The sequence below is a fragment of the Pseudomonas sp. FW300-N1A1 genome, assembly GCF_058789115.1.
Genome location: NZ_JBYTBK010000002.1, coordinates 17,406 through 39,856 on the forward strand (window position 1 = coordinate 17,406; position 22,451 = coordinate 39,856).

Annotated in this window: 21 protein-coding genes and 1 pseudogene; 17 read left to right on the forward strand and 5 right to left on the reverse strand. The window is 61.6% G+C overall.

Annotated features, from left to right (window positions below):
- Positions 1 to 358 precede the first annotated feature (358 nt).
- Positions 359 to 1,948 carry an ABC transporter substrate-binding protein gene (locus AC3WQN_RS02380; protein ID WP_103398521.1) on the forward strand — a complete coding sequence of 530 codons (1,590 nt, stop codon included), beginning with the start codon at positions 359 to 361 and terminating at the stop codon, positions 1,946 to 1,948.
- Positions 1,949 to 2,026: 78 nt separating this feature from the next.
- Here the strand turns inward: AC3WQN_RS02380 and radC are convergent, their stop codons facing one another.
- Positions 2,027 to 2,701, reverse strand: a complete 675-nt coding sequence (radC, locus tag AC3WQN_RS02385) for a RadC family protein (protein ID WP_095081988.1) — start codon at positions 2,699 to 2,701, stop codon at positions 2,027 to 2,029.
- 135 nt (positions 2,702 to 2,836) lie between these two features.
- Between radC and coaBC the strand changes: the two genes are divergently transcribed.
- The 4 genes and pseudogenes from coaBC (at position 2,837) to argB (ending at position 7,114) form a co-directional block, all read left to right on the forward strand.
- A complete protein-coding gene (coaBC, locus tag AC3WQN_RS02390; protein WP_095081990.1) occupies positions 2,837 to 4,045 on the forward strand; it encodes a bifunctional phosphopantothenoylcysteine decarboxylase/phosphopantothenate--cysteine ligase CoaBC in 1,209 nt (402 codons plus the stop codon).
- A gap of 5 nt (positions 4,046 to 4,050) precedes the next feature.
- Positions 4,051 to 4,506: a dUTP diphosphatase gene (gene dut / locus AC3WQN_RS02395; protein WP_095146311.1), complete on the forward strand. Its 456-nt coding sequence runs from the start codon at positions 4,051 to 4,053 to the stop codon at positions 4,504 to 4,506.
- A gap of 274 nt (positions 4,507 to 4,780) precedes the next feature.
- Positions 4,781 to 6,169 (forward strand): annotated as a pseudogene (locus AC3WQN_RS02400) (phosphomannomutase/phosphoglucomutase); the annotation flags it as partial.
- A 39-nt stretch (positions 6,170 to 6,208) separates the two neighbouring features.
- Positions 6,209 to 7,114 carry an acetylglutamate kinase gene (argB, locus tag AC3WQN_RS02405; RefSeq protein ID WP_095081999.1) on the forward strand — a complete coding sequence of 302 codons (906 nt, stop codon included), beginning with the start codon at positions 6,209 to 6,211 and terminating at the stop codon, positions 7,112 to 7,114.
- A 204-nt stretch (positions 7,115 to 7,318) separates the two neighbouring features.
- Here the strand turns inward: argB and pyrE are convergent, their stop codons facing one another.
- Positions 7,319 to 7,963 carry an orotate phosphoribosyltransferase gene (gene pyrE / locus AC3WQN_RS02410; RefSeq protein WP_095081295.1) on the reverse strand — a complete coding sequence of 215 codons (645 nt, stop codon included), beginning with the start codon at positions 7,961 to 7,963 and terminating at the stop codon, positions 7,319 to 7,321.
- Positions 7,964 to 8,045: 82 nt separating this feature from the next.
- Between pyrE and crc the strand changes: the two genes are divergently transcribed.
- The gene (crc, locus tag AC3WQN_RS02415) at positions 8,046 to 8,825 is read left to right on the forward strand and encodes a catabolite repression control protein Crc (protein WP_003176915.1); all 780 of its coding nucleotides are present in this window, start codon (positions 8,046 to 8,048) and stop codon (positions 8,823 to 8,825) included.
- Between the two features lie 154 nt (positions 8,826 to 8,979).
- Here the strand turns inward: crc and AC3WQN_RS02420 are convergent, their stop codons facing one another.
- Positions 8,980 to 9,348 (reverse strand): DUF4870 domain-containing protein, encoded by a 369-nt coding sequence (locus AC3WQN_RS02420; RefSeq protein ID WP_095081293.1) that lies wholly within the window; start codon positions 9,346 to 9,348, stop codon positions 8,980 to 8,982.
- Positions 9,349 to 9,377: 29 nt separating this feature from the next.
- Entirely contained in the window at positions 9,378 to 10,100 is a 723-nt protein-coding gene (rph, locus tag AC3WQN_RS02425; RefSeq protein ID WP_095081291.1) for a ribonuclease PH, read from the reverse strand.
- Positions 10,101 to 10,368: 268 nt separating this feature from the next.
- Here rph and AC3WQN_RS02430 point away from each other — a divergent pair, with 268 nt between their 5' ends.
- The 6 genes from AC3WQN_RS02430 (at position 10,369) to AC3WQN_RS02455 (ending at position 15,674) form a co-directional block, all read left to right on the forward strand.
- Complete coding sequence (locus AC3WQN_RS02430; protein ID WP_103398524.1) at positions 10,369 to 11,232, forward strand: YicC/YloC family endoribonuclease; 864 nt, start codon at positions 10,369 to 10,371, stop codon at positions 11,230 to 11,232.
- Positions 11,233 to 11,244: 12 nt separating this feature from the next.
- A complete protein-coding gene (gene gmk / locus AC3WQN_RS02435; RefSeq protein WP_095146308.1) occupies positions 11,245 to 11,865 on the forward strand; it encodes a guanylate kinase in 621 nt (206 codons plus the stop codon).
- Positions 11,866 to 12,032: 167 nt separating this feature from the next.
- A complete protein-coding gene (gene rpoZ, locus AC3WQN_RS02440) occupies positions 12,033 to 12,296 on the forward strand; it encodes a DNA-directed RNA polymerase subunit omega (protein WP_003177259.1) in 264 nt (87 codons plus the stop codon).
- Positions 12,297 to 12,353: 57 nt separating this feature from the next.
- Positions 12,354 to 14,459, forward strand: coding sequence for a bifunctional GTP diphosphokinase/guanosine-3',5'-bis pyrophosphate 3'-pyrophosphohydrolase (gene spoT / locus AC3WQN_RS02445; RefSeq protein WP_103398525.1), 2,106 nt, complete (start codon positions 12,354 to 12,356; stop codon positions 14,457 to 14,459).
- Positions 14,460 to 14,496: 37 nt separating this feature from the next.
- Positions 14,497 to 14,877: a RidA family protein gene (locus AC3WQN_RS02450; protein ID WP_003229509.1), complete on the forward strand. Its 381-nt coding sequence runs from the start codon at positions 14,497 to 14,499 to the stop codon at positions 14,875 to 14,877.
- A 56-nt stretch (positions 14,878 to 14,933) separates the two neighbouring features.
- On the forward strand, positions 14,934 to 15,674 hold the full coding sequence (locus AC3WQN_RS02455; RefSeq protein WP_103398526.1) for a hypothetical protein: 741 nt from the start codon (positions 14,934 to 14,936) through the stop codon (positions 15,672 to 15,674).
- A 237-nt stretch (positions 15,675 to 15,911) separates the two neighbouring features.
- Here the strand turns inward: AC3WQN_RS02455 and AC3WQN_RS02460 are convergent, their stop codons facing one another.
- Positions 15,912 to 16,769: an SDR family oxidoreductase gene (locus AC3WQN_RS02460; protein WP_103398527.1), complete on the reverse strand. Its 858-nt coding sequence runs from the start codon at positions 16,767 to 16,769 to the stop codon at positions 15,912 to 15,914.
- A 188-nt stretch (positions 16,770 to 16,957) separates the two neighbouring features.
- On the opposite strand from AC3WQN_RS02460, the gene exbB reads away from it, so the two are divergent.
- The 5 genes from exbB (at position 16,958) to recG (ending at position 22,440) form a co-directional block, all read left to right on the forward strand.
- Entirely contained in the window at positions 16,958 to 17,950 is a 993-nt protein-coding gene (exbB, locus tag AC3WQN_RS02465) for a tonB-system energizer ExbB (protein WP_103398528.1), read from the forward strand.
- Between the two features lie 6 nt (positions 17,951 to 17,956).
- Complete coding sequence (gene exbD / locus AC3WQN_RS02470) at positions 17,957 to 18,385, forward strand: TonB system transport protein ExbD (protein ID WP_095081277.1); 429 nt, start codon at positions 17,957 to 17,959, stop codon at positions 18,383 to 18,385.
- A complete protein-coding gene (locus tag AC3WQN_RS02475; protein ID WP_103398529.1) occupies positions 18,382 to 19,131 on the forward strand; it encodes an energy transducer TonB family protein in 750 nt (249 codons plus the stop codon). Before exbD ends, AC3WQN_RS02475 begins: the two co-directional genes overlap by 4 nt.
- A 300-nt stretch (positions 19,132 to 19,431) precedes the next feature.
- Entirely contained in the window at positions 19,432 to 20,355 is a 924-nt protein-coding gene (locus tag AC3WQN_RS02480; protein ID WP_095081272.1) for a hydrogen peroxide-inducible genes activator, read from the forward strand.
- Between the two features lie 9 nt (positions 20,356 to 20,364).
- Positions 20,365 to 22,440: an ATP-dependent DNA helicase RecG gene (gene recG / locus AC3WQN_RS02485; protein WP_103398531.1), complete on the forward strand. Its 2,076-nt coding sequence runs from the start codon at positions 20,365 to 20,367 to the stop codon at positions 22,438 to 22,440.
- The last annotated feature ends 11 nt before the right edge of the window (positions 22,441 to 22,451 follow it).

Below are 22,451 nucleotides of genomic sequence, written 5' to 3' on the forward strand. Positions count from 1 at the left end.
CCCGGTAGCAACAACTATCGGTGTGAAGAGACTTTTCAAAAACCCCGAATTCAGGGCGCCAGACGCCTTGGACAAAGGCTATCAATGCCAGCGACCGCTCGTCGCAGAACGTCGACTTGCGTGCCAACACCGACAACTGGCCCCGCGCACTTTACCCGGTTTCGCCCTCCACGGAGTGCCGCTCAAGGCAAATTCCTGATAAAAAACGCCTGCCGCCCCCCTCCTCATCAAATAAAAGTACCCGCCCACCAGCCACAAAATGCAAAAGGGGATAGTCATTTGCAGGCGAGGTCACTAGGGTAAGCCTTTTCCAGACTGCACTCGCAGATGGGCCTTCGATCTGCACAGGAATCCACACATGCGCCTCGCTGCCCTACCGCTGTTGCTCGCCCCACTCTTGCTGAGCCCGCTGGCCCAGGCTGCCACCCTGAGCGTCTGCACGGAGGCCAGCCCGGAAGGGTTCGATGTCGTTCAATACAACTCGCTGACCACCACCAACGCCTCGGCGGATGTGCTGATGAATCGCCTGGTGGACTTCGACACGACCAGCGGCAAAGTGGTCCCCAGCCTGGCGGACAGTTGGGAAGTATCGGCCGACGGCCTGACCTACGTCTTCAAATTGCACCCCCAGGTGAAATTCCACCGCACCGACTACTTCAGCCCGAGCCGCGACCTGACGGCGGGAGACGTGAAGTTCAGTTTTGAGCGCATGCTGGATCCGGCCAACCCATGGCACTCCATCGCCCAAAGCGGCTTCCCCCATGCCCAATCGATGCAACTGCCGGCGCTGATCAAGAAAATCGACGCGCTGGACCCGCTGACCGTGCGCTTCACCCTGGACCACCCCGACTCGACGTTCCTCGCCACGCTGAGCATGGGCTTTGCCTCGATCTACCCCGCTGAGTATGCTGATCAACTGCTCAAGGCCGGCACGCCCGAGAAACTCAACAGCCAGCCCATTGGCACTGGCCCGTTCATTTTCGGGAGGTTCCAGAAAGACGCGTCGATTCGCTACAAAGCCAACCGCGACTACTTTGCTGGCAAGCCCGGGGTAGACACCCTGGTGTTCGCCATCACCCCGGACGCCAACGTGCGCTTGCAGAAGCTGCGGCGCAACGAATGCCAGATCGCCCTGTCGCCCAAGCCCCTGGATGTACAGGCCGCCGCCCAGGAGCCGACCCTCAAGGTCGAGAGCACGCCCGCCTTCATGACGGCATTCGTGGCCATCAACAGCCAGCACCCGCCCCTGGACAAGCCCGAAGTGCGCCAGGCGATCAACCTGGCCTTCGACAAGACCAGCTACCTCAAGGCCGTGTTCGAAGACACCGCGCAAACCGCCAACGGCCCCTACCCGCCTAATACCTGGAGCTACGCCAAGGACCTGCCGGGCTATCCGAAAGACCTGGCCAAGGCGCGCTCGCTGATGGCCAAGGCCGGCCTCAAGGACGGCTTCAAAACGACCATCTGGACACGTCCGTCCGGCAGCCTGCTCAACCCCAACCCGAGCCTTGGCGCCCAGTTGCTGCAGGCCGACCTTGCGGAAATAGGCATTCAGGCGGAAATCCGGGTGATTGAATGGGGCGAGCTGATTCGCCGCGCCAAGGCCGGCGAACACGACCTGCTGTTCATGGGCTGGGCTGGCGACAATGGCGACCCGGATAACTTCCTCACGCCGCAGTTCTCCTGTGCGGCCGTCAAGTCCGGGACCAACTTCGCTCGCTACTGCGACCAGGGCCTGGACAAGCTGATCAATGCCGGCAAGACCACCACCGAACAAGGCGTGCGCAGCAAGCTCTACGAGCAAGCCCAGGCGCAGATCCAGCAACAGGCCCTGTGGTTGCCGCTGGCCCACCCGACCGCCTTCGCGCTGACGCGCAAGGACGTTCAGGGCTATCAGGTCAGCCCTTTTGGACGCCAGGATTATTCGAAGACCAGCTTCAAGCCATAAGCGGCAAGCGGCAAGCTCAAAACAGTACGCATGCTGCTCTGGCTTGCCGCTTGTAGCTTGTAACTTGCAGCTGCTGTTTCACATCCACCCATATTCGGCCATCGACAGTGGGTCCCCATCGCCCACGATGAAATGATCGAGCACCCGCACATCGATCATCCCCAGCACTTCCTGCAGGAGCTTGGTCAGCACCCTATCGGCCTGACTCGGCTCGACATGCCCCGACGGATGGTTGTGGCACAGGATCACGGCGGCAGCATTGTGCGCCAGCGCGCGCTTGACCACCTGGCGCGGATGAACGCTGGTGGTGTCGATCGAGCCGCGAAACAGTGTCTCGAACGCCAGGACCCGGTGCTTGGAGTCGAGAAACAGGCAACCGAACACCTCGTGAGGCTCATGCCGTAGCATGGCCTTGAGGTAGTTGCGCACCTCGATCGGGTTCTTGAGCACCGAAGCACGCCGCAGATGCTCCGCCAAATGCCGTCGCGCCATTTCCAGGACCGCCTGCAACTGGGCAAACTTCGCCGGCCCCAGCCCGAGTTGGCGGCCGAACGTTTGCTGGTCCGCCTCCAGTAACGTACGCAGGCCGCCAAATTGCTGCAGCAGGTGCCGCGCCAGGTCCACCGCGCTTTTCCCGGCGACCCCGGTCCGTAGAAAGATGGCCAGCAGTTCGGCATCCGAAAGACTCGCCGAACCCTGTTCCAGTAGCTTCTCCCGCGGCCGCTCCGCCGCCGGCCAGTCACGAATGCTCATAGCACCTCCATGTGTGTGGGCGCCGCTGTTCCGTAGCGGTCGCTGTGATATCGTAGCCCATCTTTTTTGCGGGCGAATTCACCCTGGGGAGGGGGTTTCGCCACGTATGTCACCAACGAATTGAAAGGCAGACCTATGCAGCGGCTGTATCGGAAACGCATCGTTCTGGGCGTCGGCGGCGGCATTGCTGCCTACAAGAGCGCCGAACTGGTTCGTCGCCTGATCGACCAGGGCGCGGAAGTGCGGGTGGTCATGACCCGTGGCGGCAGCGAGTTCATCACCCCGCTGACCATGCAAGCCCTCTCCGGGCACCCGGTGCACCTGGACCTGCTGGACCCCGCGGCTGAAGCCGCCATGGGCCACATCGAGCTGGCCAAGTGGGCCGACCTGGTACTGATTGCCCCAGCCACCGCCGACGTGATCGCACGCCTGGCCCAGGGCATCGCCAACGACTTGCTGACTACCCTGGTGCTGGCCACCGATGCCACCGTGGCGCTGGCGCCCGCCATGAACCAGGCCATGTGGCGCGACCCGGCAACCCAGGCCAACACCCAGCTGCTCGAAAGCCGCGGCTTCAAGGTCTTCGGCCCGGCCTCCGGCAGCCAGGCCTGCGGCGACGTCGGCATGGGCCGCATGATGGAGGCCGATGACCTGGCGCAGTGCGCCGCCGATTGCTTCCAGCACCTGGCGCTGACCGGCAAACACGTGCTGATCACCGCTGGCCCGACCCAGGAAAACATCGACCCGGTACGCTACATTACCAACCACAGCTCCGGAAAAATGGGCTTCGCCCTGGCCGAAGCCGCGGTTGAAGCCGGCGCCCGCGTGACCCTGATCACAGGCCCTGTGCACCTTCCGACGCCGGATCGCGTTACCCGCATCGACGTGGTCAGTGCCCGCGACATGCTGGCAGCCTGCGAGGCCGCGATCCCCTGCGACCTGTTCATCGCGTCCGCTGCGGTTGCTGACTACCGCCCGGAAGTCGTCGCCCCACAAAAACTCAAGAAAGACCCTACGACCGGTGACGGCTTTGTGCTGCAAATGGTGCGTAACCCAGACATTCTGGCCTCCATTGCCACTCGCCCTGACCGCCCGTTCAGTGTCGGCTTCGCCGCCGAAACCGAACACCTGCTCGATTACGCCGCACGCAAGCTCAAGGACAAGAACCTCGATCTGATCGTTGCCAACGACGTCGCTAATCCGAGCATTGGCTTCAACAGCGAGGAAAACGCCTGCAGCGTGATCGATCGTGAGTTGCACGCCACCCTTTTTGCCCAGACCAGCAAAGGCAAGATTGCCCGCCAGCTGATCACTTTTATCGCCGAACGTCTGAACCAGGTTTAACTCGTATGCACGCTTTGCAAGCCAAGATCCTCGACCCACGCATCGGCAGCGAATTCCCGCTGCCCCAGTACGCCACCCCAGGCTCCGCCGGCCTTGACCTGCGGGCCATGCTGGAACAGGACACCGTTATCAAGCCGGGCGAAACCCTGCTGATCCCCACTGGCCTGTCGGTGTACATCGGCGATCCGGGCCTGGCCGCGCTGATCCTGCCGCGCTCCGGCCTGGGCCACAAACACGGTATCGTGCTGGGTAATCTGGTCGGCCTGATCGATTCCGATTACCAGGGTCCGCTGATGGTGTCCTGCTGGAACCGTGGCCAGACCGACTTCAACATCGTGGTTGGCGAGCGACTGGCCCAACTGGTACTGGTGCCAGTAGTGCAGGCGCACTTCGAACTGGTTGAAGAGTTCGACGAAACCCAGCGTGGAGCAGGCGGTTTCGGCCACTCCGGCAGCCACTGAATAACACCCACGCCGAGACCAGCTCCCCTGCCCGGTCTCGGCACTTTGCTTTGCATTTCAGGATGAATATTGCGCTGACGGCAGCTGAACGGTTTAACGAGCCATATCAAGGCTCTAGAGGACGTTGCAGGCAACAAGCCACCCTGTATGGCACTTGCGCAGCACGAACTCTCTGCCCCAAACATCGTCATACCCTTCAGTTTGAACCCGCCGCCGAGCTGCTCGCCGGTCCGTCCAGTAACCTTTGAGTTGGAGCTATCCCAGTATGAGCAACACAACCCGCATCGCCCCCACGTTCCCCGACAGCATCTTTCGCGCCTACGATATCCGTGGCGTGGTCCCGCAGACCCTGACCGCTGAAACCGCCTACTGGATCGGTCGCGCCATTGGCGCCCAGACCCTGGCCCAGGGCGAGCCGAACATCAGCGTCGGTCGCGACGGTCGCCTGTCGGGCCCGGAACTTGTCGAGCAACTGATCCAGGGCCTGGCGGACAGCGGCTGCCACGTCAGCGACGTCGGCCTGGTGCCGACTCCGGCGCTCTACTACGCCGCCAACGTACTGGCCGGCAAATCCGGCGTTATGCTCACCGGTAGCCACAACCCATCGGACTACAACGGCTTCAAGATTGTCATCGCGGGCGACACACTGGCCAACGAACAGATTCAGGCCCTGCATGAACGCCTGAAAACCAACAACCTGACCAGCGGTCAGGGCAGCATCACCCAGGTCGAGATCCTTGATCGCTACACCACCGAAATCGTCCAAGACATCAAGCTCGCTCGCCGCCTGAAAGTGGTGGTCGATTGTGGCAACGGCGCGGCCGGCGTTATCGCCCCCCAACTGATCGAAGCCCTGAACTGCGAAGTCATCCCGCTGTTCTGCGAAGTCGACGGCAATTTCCCGAATCACCATCCGGATCCGGGCAAGCCTGAAAACCTGGTAGACCTGATCGCCAAGGTCAAGGAAACCAAGGCCGATCTGGGCCTGGCCTTCGACGGCGACGGTGATCGTGTCGGTGTCATCACCAACACGGGCGACATTGTCTTCCCGGACCGCCTGCTGATGCTGTTCGCCAAGGACGTCGTGGCACGCAACCCGGACGCGGAGATCATCTTCGACGTCAAATGCACCCGCCGCCTGATCCCGCTGATCAAGGAGTATGGCGGTCGCCCACTGATGTGGAAGACCGGTCACTCGCTGATCAAAAAGAAGATGAAGCAAAGCGGCGCCCTGCTCGCCGGCGAAATGAGCGGGCATATCTTCTTCAAGGAACGCTGGTTCGGTTTCGACGACGGTATCTACAGCGCCGCGCGTCTGCTGGAGATCCTGAGCAAGGAGAAATCCAGCGCACAGGAGCTGTTCGAGACCTTCCCGAACGATATTTCCACGCCAGAAATCAATATCCATGTGACCGAAGAGAGCAAATTCAGCATCATTGATGCACTGCATGACGCTCAATGGGGCGAAGGTGCCGACCTGACCACCATTGACGGTGTGCGCGTCGACTATGCCAAAGGCTGGGGCCTGGTTCGCGCCTCCAACACCACACCGGTGCTGGTCCTGCGATTCGAGGCCGACAACGACGCCGAACTGCAGCGCATCAAGGACGTGTTCCACGCCCAACTGAAACGTGTTGCACCTGACCTCCAACTACCATTTTGATTTTTTGAAGCGCCTTTCATTGAAGTGCCGGAGCCCTGAATGACCCTCGAACGCGAAGCCGCCGCCAACACCGCCAAGGTCCTGTCCGAAGCGCTGCCTTACATTCGCCGCTACGTCGGCAAGACACTGGTGATCAAATACGGCGGCAACGCGATGGAAAGCGAGGAGCTGAAGACCGGCTTTGCCCGCGACATCGTGATGATGAAAGCCGTCGGCATCAACCCGGTGGTGGTTCACGGTGGCGGCCCGCAAATCGGCGACCTGCTCAAGCGACTGTCGATCGAGAGTCATTTCATCGATGGCATGCGCGTCACGGACGCACAGACCATGGATGTGGTGGAGATGGTCCTCGGCGGCCAGGTGAACAAGGACATCGTCAACCTGATCAACCGCCATGGCGGCAGCGCCATCGGCCTGACCGGCAAGGACGCCGAACTGATTCGCGCGAAGAAGCTCACCGTCACCCGCCAGACGCCGGAGATGACCCAACCGGAAATCATCGACATCGGGCAAGTGGGCGAAGTGGTCGGCATCAACACCGACTTGCTGAACCTGCTGGTCAAAGGTGACTTCATCCCGGTGATCGCGCCGATCGGCGTTGGCGCCAATGGCGAGTCGTACAACATCAACGCCGACCTGGTGGCCGGCAAGGTCGCCGAAGCCCTGAAGGCCGAGAAGCTGATGCTGCTGACCAACATCGCCGGCCTGATGGACAAGTCCGGACAAGTCCTGACCGGACTGACCACCCAGCAGGTCGACGAGCTGATCGCCGACGGCACCATCTATGGCGGCATGCTGCCCAAGATCCGCTGCGCACTGGAAGCGGTGCAAGGCGGCGTGGGCAGCTCGCTGATCATCGACGGCCGGGTACCCAATGCGATCCTCCTGGAAATCTTCACCGACACCGGTGTGGGCACCCTGATCAGCAATCGCAAGCGTCCTTAAGCAACACCCATAAAAAAGACCCCGCTCAGCCTGGCTGAGCGGGGTCTTTTTTTGCCTGCGATCCCTGTGGCATATCACCTTTTGTGGCGAGGGCGCTTGCTCCCGCTTGAGTGCGCAGCACTCACAAAATCTTTGGGTCTGCTACGCAGCCCAGCGGGAGCAAGCTCCCTCGCCACAAAAACTCTCTCCCACAGGGGATTGCGGTTACACGCCGAACTGGGCGCGATAGGCTTCCACTGCTGGCAAGTGTTGCTTGAGCTGAGGATCATCGGCCAGGAATTCCAGGACCTGATTCAGCGAAACAATACTGATCACCGGAATGCCAAAGTCACGCTCCACTTCCTGGATCGCCGACAACTCGCCATTGCCGCGCTCCTGGCGGTTCAGGGCGATCAACACGCCGGCGGCCTTGGCGCCATCCTGGGAAGCAATGATCTGCATCACTTCACGGATCGCGGTGCCCGCGGTGATCACGTCGTCGATGATCAGCACGTCGCCGGTCAGCGGCGCGCCCACCAGGCTGCCGCCTTCGCCGTGAGCCTTGGCTTCCTTGCGGTTGAAGCACCACGGCAGGTCACGGTCATGGTGCTCGGCCAGGGCCACGGCAGTGGTCGCCGCCAACGGGATGCCCTTGTACGCCGGGCCGAACAGCACGTCGAAGGCAATACCGCTCTCGGCGATGGCGGCCGCGTAGAAACGACCCAGCTGTGCCAGGGCGCTGCCTGAGTTGAACAGGCCGGCATTGAAGAAGTAAGGACTGGTGCGCCCGGACTTCAGGGTGAACTCACCGAAGCGCAAAACGCCGCGATCGATGGCAAAACGAATGAAATCGCGCTGATACGCTTGCATGCAAAAAACCCCAAATACCACGGATTTAGCTAATTAGCTTGACGCCGTGTATCATACACGCACGCGATTTTTGGGGCCATTTATGCGGATCATCAGTGTGAACGTCAATGGTATTCAGGCGGCAGTCGAGCGCGGTTTGCTCAGTTGGCTGCAAGCACAGAATGCCGACGTCATCTGCCTGCAGGACACCCGCGCCTCTGCCTTTGAACTGGACGATCCAGCCTTCCAACTGGATGGCTACTTCCTTTATGCCTGCGATGCCGAAGTCCCCGCCCAAGGTGGCGTGGCTTTGTATTCGCGGTTGCAACCGAAGGCTGTCATCAGCGGTCTCGGCTTCGAGACGGCCGACCGCTACGGGCGCTACCTGCAAGCCGATTTCGATAAGGTCAGCATCGCGACCTTGCTGCTCCCTTCGGGGCAGAATGGCGATGAAGACTTGAACCAGAAGTTCAAGCTAATGGACGACTTCGCCCGTTATCTGGATAAACAGCGACGCAAACGTCGCGAGTACATTTATTGTGGCTCGCTGTACGTGGCGCAACAGAAGCTGGATATCAAGAACTGGCGCGACAGCCAGCAATCCCCGGGCTTCCTGGCGCCTGAGCGTGCCTGGATGGACGAGATTGTCGGCAACATGGGGTATGTCGACGCCCTGCGCGAAGTCAGCCGTGAAGGCGACCAGTACAGCTGGTGGCCAGATAATGAACAGGCCGAGATGCTCAACCTGGGCTGGCGTTTCGACTACCAGTTGCTGACCCCGGGCCTGCGCCGCTTTGTTCGCAGCGCTCGCCTGCCACGTCAGCCGCGGTTCTCGCAGCACGCGCCGTTGATCGTGGACTACGACTGGACGCTGACGATCTGATCGTCGTTTCGCAGCCATGAAAAAGCCGACAGTGATGTCGGCTTTTTTGTGGGAGCGGGCTTGCTCGCGATGAGGCCATGACATTCAGCCCATGTGCTGCCTGCCAGATCGCTATCGCGGGCAAGCCCGCTCCCGCAGGAAATGCATCTGCCTATTATTTGATCAATCGCCAGGTGAAGGGATAGCGGTATGCCTGCCCTTCGTTGGCCTTGACCCCGGCAATGATCGTCAATACCAGCGCCCCGATGGCCAGCAGGCCAAACAGGAAAAACCCGATGACCACCACCATCAGTAACAGGCAGATGGCCGAGGCAATGGCCACGCTGATCTGGAAGTTCAGCGCCTCCTTGCCCTGGTCATCGATAAACGGGTCCATTTCGCGCTTCATTTGCCAGAGAATCAGCGGCCCGATCAGCGAGCCGAACGGCACCCAGATCCCCAGCAAAGCCGAGAGATGGCAGAACATGGCCCACTGACGCACCTCACGGCTCGGCGCGGGCACCGGTAGTTGCTCATCACTCATGACGCTCTCCTTGCCGGGAATCGGGACAATCAGTCAGCCAGCGCGGCTTTTTGCAGGTCGAAAATTTCGCTCATGCCTTTTTTCGCCAGCTCCAGCATCGCAGTCAGCTCTTCAGGCTGGAACGGCGCGCCCTCGGCAGTGCCCTGCACTTCGATGAAACCACCGGTGCTGGTCATCACCACGTTCAGGTCAGTCTCGGCAGCCGAATCTTCCAGGTAGTCCAGGTCCAGCACTGGCTCGCCCTGGTACATGCCGACCGAAACAGCCGCGATCATTTGCTTGAGCGGGTCGCCGCCCTTCAGGCCGCCGCGCTTCTTGATCACTTTCAAGGCATCGACCAGCGCAACCATGGCGCCGGTGATCGAAGCGGTACGCGTACCGCCGTCAGCCTGGATCACATCGCAGTCGACGTACAGGGTGACATCGCCCAGCTTGGACATGTCCAGCGCCGCGCGCAGGGAACGGCCGATCAGGCGCTGGATTTCCAGGGTGCGGCCGCCCTGCTTGCCACGGCTCGCTTCACGCTGGTTACGCTCGCCAGTGGCGCGCGGCAGCATGCCGTATTCGGCGGTCAACCAGCCCTGGCCCTGGCCCTTGAGGAAGCGCGGTACGCCGTTCTCGACGCTGACGGTGCAGATCACCTTGGTATCACCGAACTCGACCAGTACAGATCCCTCGGCATGTTTGGTGTAGTTGCGGGTGATGCGGATCGAGCGGAGCTGATCGGCAGCGCGACCACTTGGACGTTTCATAGAGGAACACCTGTACGGAGGACGGAAATCTGCCGAGCATTATAGGGCGAGCGGACGTGCCTGGGCACTTCTAAAAACCCGGGGCGACGAGCGAAGGCTCTGAACAGCGTCATGCGACGACCTGCAGCGCTTTGTCACACGCGCCATGTGGGAGCATCCGCCGCACTGCGCTACAATCCTGCGCCTTTGCTGCCAGTCGGCTTAAATTCATTGATATCGGGCTCCCGGAACGTCGGTTCTGCGCCGATCTGCATTGCGAGGTACCCCCATGGTGCACAGCATGACCGCCTTCGCCCGCGTCGAGAAAGCCGGCGTCCAGGGCACCCTGAGCTGGGAACTGCGCTCGGTCAACAGCCGCTACCTGGAACCCCACCTGCGCCTGCCGGAGTCGTTTCGCGACCTCGAAGGCGCCGTGCGCGAAGCGCTGCGCCAGGGCCTGTCCCGGGGCAAGCTCGAATGCACCCTGCGCTTCACCGAAGAAAGCACCGGCAAACTGCTGCAAGTGGATCGCGAGCGCGCCGCGCAACTGGTCGCTGCCGCCGAGACGGTCGCGGGCCTGATCAGCAATCCTGCCGCATTGAACCCGCTGGAAGTGCTGGCCTGGCCTGGCGTACTGGTGGCCGACGCCAGCGACCCGCAGGCCCTGAATGCCGAAGCCCTGACGCTGTTCAACCAGGGCCTCAAGGAACTCAAGGCTGGCCGCGAGCGCGAAGGCGCGGAGCTGGCCCGACTGATCAACGAGCGCCTGACCTCCATTGAAGAAGACGTGGTGACCCTGCGCGAACTGGTTCCGCAGATGCTCGCCACCCAGCGCCAGAAAGTCCTCGACCGCTGCGCCGACATGAAGGTCGAGCTCGACCCGCAGCGCCTGGAACAGGAAATGGTCATGCTCGCGCAAAAAAGCGACGTCGCCGAAGAACTGGACCGCCTGAGCACCCACATCATTGAAGTGCGCCGCGTGCTCAAGTCCGGCGGCGCTGCCGGTCGGCGCCTGGACTTCCTGATGCAGGAACTCAACCGCGAAGCCAACACCCTGGGCTCCAAGGCTTTCGACCCGCGCAGCACCCAAGCGGCGGTCAACCTCAAGGTGTTGATCGAACAAATGCGCGAACAAGTGCAGAACATAGAGTAAGGCTACCCCGACATGACCCACAGCACCGGCACCCTCTACATCATTTCCGCTCCTTCGGGCGCGGGCAAGACCAGCCTCGTCAAGGCCCTGATCGACGCGCAGCCGCAAATCCGCGTCTCGGTCTCGCACACCACCCGCGCCATGCGTCCGGGCGAAGTGAACGGCGTCAACTATCACTTTGTCGCCCGCGAAGAATTCGTGAAGATGAGCGAGCACGGTGACTTCCTGGAGCGCGCCGAAGTGTTCGGCAACCTCTATGGCACCTCGCAAAGCCACCTGCAGCAGACGCTGGACGAAGGTCACGACCTGATTCTGGAAATCGACTGGCAAGGCGCCGAGCAGGTCCGCAAGCTGATGCCGCAGGCCCGTTCGATCTTCATCCTGCCGCCAAGCCAGCAAGCACTGCGTCAGCGCCTGACCAACCGCGGCCAGGACAGCGACGAGATCATCGAAGGCCGGATGCGTGAAGCCGTGAGCGAGATGAGCCACTACGTCGACTACGACTACCTGATCATCAACGACGATTTTGCCCACGCTCTGGACGATCTGAAGGCGATTTTCCGCGCCAACCAGCTGCACCAGAAGCGCCAGCAACAGCGTCACGGCAAATTGCTGGCTGAATTGCTGGGCTAAAGAGCACTTCCCAAAACCGCTGCAGGGGCTTTACATTGGTACTTGCAGCGCGTTGAAGAGCTTGGTCAAAAAATCAGCGCTTCCCTAAACGCTGGTGATTTTTTAAACTGTTGAGTCCGCTCGCCCAACCGGGCAGCGCGCATATTGCATTCGCTCCGAGGAATACCATGGCCCGCGTAACCGTTGAAGACTGCCTAGAACACGTGGAAAACCGCTTTGAGCTGGTCATGCTCTCTACCAAGCGTGCCCGTCAACTGGCCACCGGTGGCAAAGAGCCGTTGGTTCAGTGGGAAAACGACAAGCCTACCGTTGTCGCCCTGCGCGAGATCGCTGAAGGCCTGATGAGCTACGAGTTCATCGCCAATGCTGAAATCGTCGAAGACGAACCGCTGTTCGCAGCGTTCGAGGACGAGTCCAACGAGGCCGTCTAAGCCTATGCCTGGTCGACGTAGCACGGCGCGGGATCACAACCATCGGCAGGAGTCATCATGCCGAGCATAGACGCCCTCGCCGATCGCTTATCGACCTACCTCGGCAATGACCAGGTCAACCTGGTCCGCCGAGCGTACTTCTACGCCGAACAAGCCCACGACGGCCAACGCCGCCGCAGCGGCGAGGCGTATGTCACGCACCCGCTCGCGGTTGCGAACATTCTTGCCGACATGCACATGGACCATCAGAGCCTGATGGCGGCGATGCTGCATGACGTGATCGAAGACACCGGTATCGCCAAGGAAGCGCTGCAAGCGCAGTTCGGTGAAACCGTGGCTGAATTGGTCGATGGGGTCAGCAAACTGACCCAGATGAACTTCGAGACCAAGGCCGAAGCCCAGGCTGAAAACTTCCAGAAAATGGCCATGGCCATGGCGCGCGATATTCGCGTGATCCTGGTCAAGCTAGCCGACCGCCTGCACAACATGCGCACGCTGGAAGTGCTGTCCGGTGAAAAACGCCGGCGCATCGCCAAGGAAACCCTGGAAATCTATGCGCCCATTGCCAACCGGCTGGGCATGCACGCCATCCGCATAGAATTCGAAGACCTGGGCTTCAAGGCCATGCACCCGATGCGTTCCGCGCGGATCGGCCAGGCCGTGAAGCGCGCCCGGGGCAACCGCAAGGAAATCGTCAACAAGATCGAAGAGTCCTTGAGCCACTGCCTGGCCATCGACGGCATTCAGGGCGAAGTCAGCGGTCGCCAGAAACACCTCTACGGCATCTACACGAAAATGCGCGGCAAGCGTCGGGCCTTCAACGAGATCATGGACGTCTATGCGTTCCGGATCATCGTCGACAAGGTCGATACGTGCTACCGCGTGCTGGGCGCCGTACATAACCTGTACAAACCGTTGCCGGGACGCTTCAAGGACTACATCGCGATTCCCAAGGCCAACGGCTATCAGTCGCTGCACACCACGCTGTTCGGCATGCACGGTGTTCCGATCGAGATCCAGATCCGTACCCGTGAAATGGAAGAGATGGCTAACAACGGCATCGCCGCGCACTGGCTGTACAAATCCAGTGGCGACGAGCAGCCCAAAGGCACTCACGCCCGCGCCCGCCAGTGGGTCAAGGGTGTGCTGGAAATGCAGCAACGCGCCGGCAACTCGCTGGAATTCATTGAAAGCGTGAAGATCGACCTGTTCCCGGACGAGGTCTACGTGTTCACGCCCAAAGGCCGGATCATGGAGCTGCCCAAAGGCTCCACGGCCGTCGACTTTGCCTATGCCGTGCATACCGACGTCGGCAACAGCTGCATCGCCTGCCGGATCAACCGTCGTCTCGCGCCGCTGTCCGAACCGCTGCAAAGCGGCTCCACGGTCGAGATCGTCAGTGCCCCCGGCGCGCGGCCGAACCCTGCCTGGCTCAACTTCGTGGTCACCGGCAAGGCACGGACCCACATCCGCCATGCGCTGAAGCTACAACGCCGCTCCGAGTCCATCAGCCTCGGCGAACGCCTGCTGAACAAGGTGCTCAACGGTTTCGACAGCTCGCTGGAAAAAATTGCCGCCGAACGCGTCAAGGCGATGCTCACCGAATACCGCCTCGAACTGATCGAGGACCTGCTCGAAGACATCGGCCTGGGCAACCGCATGGCCTATGTCGTAGCGCGCCGCCTGCTGGGCGAAGGCGAACAGCTACCAAGCGCCGAAGGTCCGCTGGCCATCCGCGGCACCGAAGGCCTGGTGCTCAGTTACGCCAAGTGCTGCACCCCTATCCCCGGCGACCCGATTGTCGGTCACCTGTCTGCGGGCAAGGGCATGGTCGTGCACCTGGACAACTGCCGCAACATCAGTGAAGTCCGCCACAACCCGGAAAAATGCATCCAGCTGTCGTGGGCCAAGGATGTCACCGGCGAATTCAATGTCGAGCTGCGCGTCGAGCTGGAACATCAGCGCGGCCTGATCGCGTTGCTCGCCAGCAGCGTCAACGCCGCCGACGGCAACATCGAAAAGATCAGCATGGACGAGCGCGATGGTCGCATCAGCGTGGTTCAACTGGTGGTCAGCGTACACGACCGTGTGCACCTGGCCCGCGTGATCAAGAAACTGCGCGCCCTGACCGGGGTGATCCGCATCACCCGCATGCGTGCATAGCCCGCCCACATAGCCCAGTCATTACAAGGAGTCATTCATGACCAAGACCGTTATCACCAGCGACAAGGCCCCGGCGGCCATCGGCACCTACTCCCAGGCGATCAAGGCTGGCAACACCGTCTACATGTCCGGCCAGATCCCGCTCGACCCAAAAACCATGGAACTGGTCGAAGGTTTCGAAGCCCAGACCGTTCAGGTGTTTGAAAACCTCAAGGCCGTGGCAGAAGCGGCCGGTGGTTCATTCAAGGACATCGTCAAGCTGAACATCTTCCTCACCGACCTGAGCCACTTCGCCAAGGTCAACGAGATCATGGGCAAGTACTTTGACCAGCCGTACCCTGCTCGCGCCGCCATTGGCGTGGCTGCCCTGCCAAAGGGTTCGCAGGTTGAAATGGACGCCATTCTGGTCATCGAGTAACACGCGCGGCGCAACCTCACGGGTTGCGCCAGCTCCGCTTCCTAAGGATTCTCCTCATGCGCAAAGCGCTAGCTCTCTCATTGCTCGCGGCGTTTCTGGGCGGCTGTGCCAGTGACCCCGCCGACCGTGATATCAGCGGCACCTGGATCAACCAGGCGGCAATCGATGCAGCCTCGAAGGGCGTTCCGCTGCGTGAAGCACTGCAAGCCAACGGCCCGAACCTGGAATGGGACGTCAACACCAAGGCAGGTCAATCACGCTACACCAATGGCTTCGAAAACGTCGAAGGCAAGGTACTGGGCGAACAATCAGGCGCCTGGAAAATCGAGATCTATGGCAGTTCCGGCACCGAATTGAAGCGTGACGGCAAACAACTGCAGCAAGTGGCCAGCGACAACGAGCCAGAGCAAGTGTTCGACCACCCGAAAGATGCCGTTCCTGAAGGTGCACCGCTGGGTGCAAGCTTCGAGCGCGCACTCTACTCAGCCTACTTGGGCGGTGGCTGGAAGATCGTCAATGGCCCGGGTGAAGGCAACACCGTTCAGTTCCAGGCCGATGGCGCTGTCCAGGGCCTTCCCGGTGCTGACCGCTACGCCCTGTGCCTGGCGGGCGACTGCGCCTCCATGAGCGGTGGCAATGACACGATCTGGCTGCAACTCAACGGCCAGGGCAACCCGTGGATCTTCACCCGCCAGGGTGACGACATGGAGATTTTCCAGACGGTTAACGGTGCGCAAGCCGATGAAGTACCGTCATTCTCCCCGGGCAAACGCCAATGGACACTGGAAAAGCAGTGATCCAGCAAAAAGGAGCCTGATGGCTAATGCCGATCAGTTAAGCCAAAGACCAGCCGAACATAGAACCCGTGGCGAGGGAGCTTGCTCCCGCTGGGGCGCAAAGCGGCCCTGTTTTGGGGCTGCTACGCAGCCCAGCGGGAGCAAGCTCCCTCGCCACAGGTTTCGTGTTCGGCTTTATTTCTCTTAACTGACCGGCATTAGCCTGAAGGCTCCTTTTTCTTTGTCCGCCAAAAAGGATCAGGCGCCGCCTTCCAGAATCGCCGCATAACCTTCACGAAAACCTGGATAGCGGGGCGTCCAGCCCAGCGCCTTGGCGCGGGCGTTGCTGCAGCGCTTGCTGCCGGTACGGCGCACGCTGGCATCCTCGGCCCACTCAGTGACCCCAAGGTACTCGCGCAACCAGTCCACGACCTCAGCCAACGGTGCCGGTGCATCGTCGACACCGATGTAGCAGTCATCCAGCGCAACGCCTTGATGATCGGCATTGAGCAGAAACGCCAGCAAACCGGCCGCGTCATCGACGTGAATGCGGTTGCCATACAGCGGTGGGTCGACGACCACCCGATAACCCCGACGTACCTGGGTCAATAGCCACTCGCGGCCCGGGCCATAGATGCCGGTCAGCCGCACAAGGCTCGTCGGAAAACCGCTGGCGAGTGCAACCTGCTCGGCCTCCAGCATCACTCGCCCCGAGTAGCTGGTCGCTTGCGCTGGCGAGGTTTCATCCACCCATTCGCCATCCTGCTGCTCGTAGACGCTGCTGCTGGAGACAAACAGCAAGCGTTCGGGCACCTGACCGTAGTCATTCAGCCAACCCAGTACGTGCTGCAAGCCCTGAACATAAGCCGCGCGGTAACCCGCCTCATCGTGATCGGTGGCCGCCGCGCAATACACCAGGTAATCCACCGCACCGACAGGCCAGGTCGCCGGGCAGTCTTCATTGAACAGGTCACCGGCAACGCCAATAACGCCCTCGGGCAGGCGCGAGATGTCACGTCGCAAGCCATGAACCTCCCAGCCCAAGGACAGCAATTGAGTGGCCAGACGGCCACCGACATCACCGCAACCGGCGATCAACACAGAAGGCCCAGACATTAAAAATCCCTCATCAGAAAGGTACAGACTAGCCCCGGGAATGGACGAGCGGCTAGCAATGGAGGAAAAAAAGAGACTCTATTACTTCTGTTAACAAGAATTACTTGCAATAATGCCCGCCACTTTTGTTCTCGGCCCACGAGGCCTGGAAGGACATCAATCCTCTTTCTCTCTCAGGTCCGGCCAGCATGACACGCAATCCACAATCCGCTTCGCCAACCAAGCCCACTCGTCCAGCGCGCGCCTTCAGCACCGTAGCTGCACTGGTGTTCAGCCTGCTGCTGGCCCCGTCCGCGGCTTTCGCCGATGAGCCGACCATCCCTGCACCAGTCGCTGCCGCTGCAGCACCTGCGCCAGCCGTTGACGCCGCCCACGGCGCCACAGCCGTGACACCTGTCGCGGCAGCCCCGTCCCTGGCAGCCGAAGGCACCGAGATTGACGGCCCTGAAGTGCTGGAATCCGACAACACCCTGGGCATGGCCCATGACCTGTCGCCGTGGGGCATGTACCAGAACGCCGATATCATCGTGAAACTCGTGATGATTGGCCTGGCCATCGCCTCGATCATCACCTGGACCATCTGGATTGCCAAAGGCTTTGAGCTGATGGGCGCCAAGCGTCGTCTGCGCGGTGAAATCGCCCAGCTGAAAAAAGCCACCACCCTTAAAGAAGCCAGCACGACAGCCGGCAAGGAAGGCACGCTTGCCAACCTGCTGGTCCACGACGCCCTCGAAGAGATGCGCCTGTCGGTCAACAGCCGCGAAAAAGAAGGCATCAAGGAGCGCGTCAGCTTCCGTCTTGAGCGCCTGGTGGCCGCGTGTGGTCGCAACATGAGCAGTGGCACCGGCGTGCTGGCCACCATTGGCTCCACCGCTCCCTTCGTCGGCCTGTTCGGCACCGTGTGGGGCATCATGAACAGCTTCATCGGCATCGCCAAGACCCAGACCACCAACCTCGCCGTGGTAGCACCCGGCATCGCCGAAGCCCTGCTGGCAACGGCATTGGGCCTGGTGGCCGCGATTCCTGCAGTGGTCATCTACAACGTCTTCGCCCGCTCCATTGCCGGCTACAAGGCCCAGGTCTCCGACGCGTCGGCTGAAGTACTGCTGCTGGTCAGCCGCGACCTTGATCACCAGCCAGGCGAGCGCTCCACGCAACCGCACATGGTCAAAGTAGGGTAATCGGCCATGGGCTTGCATTTAAAGGAAGGTGCGGACGACGACCTCGTCGAGAACCACGAAATCAACGTCACACCATTCATCGACGTGATGCTGGTGCTGCTGATCATCTTCATGGTGGCGGCCCCCCTGGCCACTGTGGACATCAAGGTTGACCTGCCTGCCTCGACCGCCAAACCGGCGCCGCGACCGGAGAAGCCGGTGTTCCTCAGCGTCAAGGCCGATCAGCGCCTGTACCTGGGTGAAGACGAAGTCAAAACCGAAACCCTTGGTGCGATCCTCGATGCGCGCACCCAGGGCAAGAAAGACACGACCATCTTCTTCCAGGCCGATAAAGGCGTGGACTATGGCGACCTGATGCACGTGATGGACACCCTGCGCGCTGCCGGTTACCTGAAAGTCGGTCTGGTCGGTCTTGAGACGGCAGCCAAGAAATGATCACGACGCGCCAAAAGCTGACGCGTTACAGCGGTAGCCTGGCGGTGGTGCTGGGCGTCCATGCGGTCGCGGTTATTCTCGCGCTCAACTGGACGTCCTCCCCCCCTGTCGCGCTGCCGCCGATGGCGATGCTGGTCGAGTTGGCACCGGTTCCGGCACCACCGCCTCCCGCGCCCCCCAAGGTCGTAACGCCGCCACAACCTCCGACACCGGAGGAAGAGTTGCCGCTGCCCAAACTCGCCGAGGCGCCCAAACCGACGATCTCGGTGCCCAAGCCGGTCAAACCCAAGCCCAAGCCTCTGCCGCCCAAGCCTGTGGAGAAAAAACCGGAGCCGCCGAAGGAAAAGCCCGCCGAGGAGAAACCTTCCGACGCACCGCCAACCAACACCCCCGCGACAAAATCCGCACAACCGGCACCCGGCCCGTCGGCGGCGCAGACTGCGGCCAAGGCCAGTTGGGAAGGCACGCTGCTAGCGCACCTGCAGAAGTACAAGAAGTACCCGGCAGGCGCACAGGCGCGGGGCAAGGAAGGCCTGAACCGCCTGCGCTTCGTGGTCGACGCTGAAGGCAAGGTACTGTCCTTCGAACTGGTAGGACGTTCCGGCAATGCCGATCTGGACCGGGCCACCCTGGAAATGATCCGCCGGGCCCAGCCACTGCCCAAGCCGCCAGCCGAGATGCTGAAAAACGGCTCGATCGAAATTGTTGCACCGTTCGTATATTCGCTGGAAAAACGTAAACGCTAAGACAGTAGGTAGCACACCAGTGGCGAGGGAGCTTGCTCCCGCTGGGTCGCGAAGCGGCCCCAAAATCGGCAACCGCGGTTCACCAGCAATAACGCGTTGGCTGATTTACGACTGCTTCGCCCGAGCGCGGACCGGCCGGCGGGAGCAAGCTCCCTCGCCACGCACACCGAAAGGTGCCTTTGGCATATCTGGCAACGGCAAACATGCATTGCCCAGTGTCACTCGACACACTCTGTCTGATAACGTGCGTCTATCGATTGCAGCCGGTATGCTTGGCTCGCAACTTCATGGACGCCCGCTATGACCCTCACAGAATTACGCTACATCGTTACCCTCGCCCAAGAGCAGCATTTCGGTCATGCGGCCGAGCGTTGCCACGTCAGCCAGCCGACCCTGTCGGTGGGCGTGAAAAAGCTTGAAGACGAACTCGGTGTGCTGATTTTCGAGCGCAGCAAAAGCGCGGTGCGCCTGACCCCCGTCGGTGAAGGCATCGTCGCCCAGGCGCAAAAGGTGCTGGAGCAGGCCCAAGGCATCCGTGAACTGGCCCAGGCCGGTAAAAACCAGCTGACCGCACCGCTGAAAGTCGGCGCCATCTATACCGTCGGCCCGTACCTGTTCCCGCACCTGATCCCCCAACTGCACCGGGTCGCCCCGCAGATGCCGTTGTACATCGAAGAAAACTTCACCCACGTGCTGCGCGACAAACTGCGTAACGGCGAGCTGGATGCAATCATCATTGCCCTGCCGTTCAACGAAGCCGACGTGCTGACCCTGCAACTCTACGACGAGCCGTTCTACGTCCTGATGCCGGCCCAGCACCCGTGGACCCAGAAAGACACCATCGACGCCAGCCTGCTTAACGACAAGAGCCTGTTGTTGCTGGGCGAAGGCCACTGCTTCCGCGATCAGGTACTCGAAGCGTGCCCGACCCTGGCCAAGGGCAACGACGGCGCCAAGCACACCACGGTCGAGTCCAGCTCGCTGGAAACCATTCGGCACATGGTCGCCTCGGGCCTGGGCATCTCGATCCTGCCACTCTCGGCAGTCGACAGCCACCACTACGCCCCTGGCGTGATTGAAGTGCGCCCATTGACGCCACCGGTACCGTTCCGCACCGTGGCCATCGCCTGGCGCGCCAGCTTCCCACGCCCGAAAGCGATTGAAATCCTCGCCGACTCGATCCGCCTCTGTTCGGTGGCCAAGCCGACAGCGGTCGCGGGTTAAGCTTCAGCCATGACTGAGTTGTCGCACGTGTCGGTCACGGCACTCAAGGGTGTCGGCGAGGCCATGGCCGAAAAACTGGCCAAGGTCGGCCTGGAGAACCTGCAGGACGTCCTGTTCCATCTGCCGCTGCGCTACCAGGACCGCACCCGCGTGGTGCCTATCGGCCACTTGCGCCCGGGCCAGGACGCCGTGATCGAAGGCACGGTCAGCGGTGCCGACGTGGTCATGGGCCGGCGACGCAGCCTGGTAGTGCGCTTGCAGGACGGCACCGGGGGCCTGAGCCTGCGCTTCTATCACTTCAGCAACGCTCAAAAGGAAGGCCTGAAACGTGGCACCCGCGTGCGCTGCTATGGCGAAGCGCGGCCCGGCGCTTCGGGGCTTGAGATCTACCACCCGGAGTACCGTGCCATCACCGGCGACGAACCACCGCCCGTCGACGAAACCTTGACCCCGGTCTACCCGCTCACCGAAGGCCTGACCCAACAACGCTTGCGCCAATTGTGCCAGCAAACCCTGACTCTGCTCGGCCCCAGCAGCCTGCCTGACTGGTTGCCCGCCGAACTGGCGCGGGACTACCAACTGGCGCCGCTGGCCGACGCGATCCACTACCTGCATCATCCCCCGGCCGATGCCGACGTCGATGAGCTCGCCCTCGGCCATCACTGGGCGCAGCATCGCCTGGCCTTCGAAGAATTGCTGACCCATCAACTGTCGCAACAACGCCTGCGCGAAAGCATGCGCACGTTGCGGGCACCGGCCATGCCAAAAGCCACTCGGCTGCCGGCTTCGTACCTGGCCAACCTGGGCTTTGCGCCGACTGGCGCGCAGCAACGGGTGGGCAATGAAATTGCCTACGACCTGAGCCAGCACGAGCCCATGCTGCGGCTGATCCAGGGCGACGTCGGCGCCGGCAAGACCGTGGTTGCCGCCCTTGCAGCCCTGCAGGCGCTGGAAGCCGGTTACCAGGTGGCCTTGATGGCGCCCACCGAGATCCTCGCCGAACAACACTTCATCACCTTCAAGCGCTGGCTCGAACCGCTGGGCCTGGAGGTCGCCTGGCTGGCCGGCAAACTCAAGGGCAAGAATCGTGTCGCCGCGCTGGAGCAAATCGCCAATGGCACGCCAATGGTGGTCGGCACCCACGCGCTGTTCCAGGACGAAGTACAGTTCAAGAACCTCGCCCTGGTCATCATCGATGAACAGCACCGCTTCGGTGTTCAGCAACGCCTGGCCCTGCGGCAGAAAGGCGTTGGCGGACGGATGTGCCCCCACCAACTGATCATGACCGCCACGCCGATTCCGCGGACCCTGGCGATGAGTGCCTACGCCGACCTCGACACCTCGATCCTCGACGAACTGCCGCCCGGCCGTACCCCGGTCAACACCGTGCTGGTCACCGACACTCGTCGTGTCGAGGTCATCGAGCGGGTTCGCAGTGCCTGCGCCGAGGGCCGCCAGACCTATTGGGTGTGTACGCTGATTGAAGAGTCTGAAGAGTTGACCTGCCAGGCCGCCGAGACCACCTTCGAGGACCTCACCAGCGCCCTCGAAGGGCTGAAGGTCGGCCTGATCCATGGCCGCATGAAACCCGCCGAGAAGGCAGCCGTCATGGCCGAATTCAAGGCTGGCGCCTTGCAACTGCTGGTGGCGACCACCGTGATCGAAGTCGGTGTCGACGTGCCCAACGCCAGCTTGATGATCATCGAAAACCCCGAACGCCTGGGGCTTGCCCAGTTGCACCAACTGCGCGGCCGGGTTGGCCGGGGCAGTGCCGCCAGCCACTGTGTGCTGCTCTACCATCCGCCGCTGTCACAGATCGGCCGGCAACGCCTGGGGATCATGCGTGAAACCAACGACGGCTTCGTCATCGCCGAGAAAGACCTCGAACTGCGCGGCCCCGGTGAAATGCTCGGCACTCGGCAAACCGGCCTGCTGCAATTCAAGGTCGCCGACCTGATGCGCGACGCCGACCTGCTGCCGGCCGTGCGTGATGCCGCACAAGCGCTTCTGGAGCGCTGGCCGCACCATGTCAGCCCCCTGCTCGACCGCTGGTTGCGTCATGGCCAGCAATACGGCCAAGTGTGACGCACCGCTCA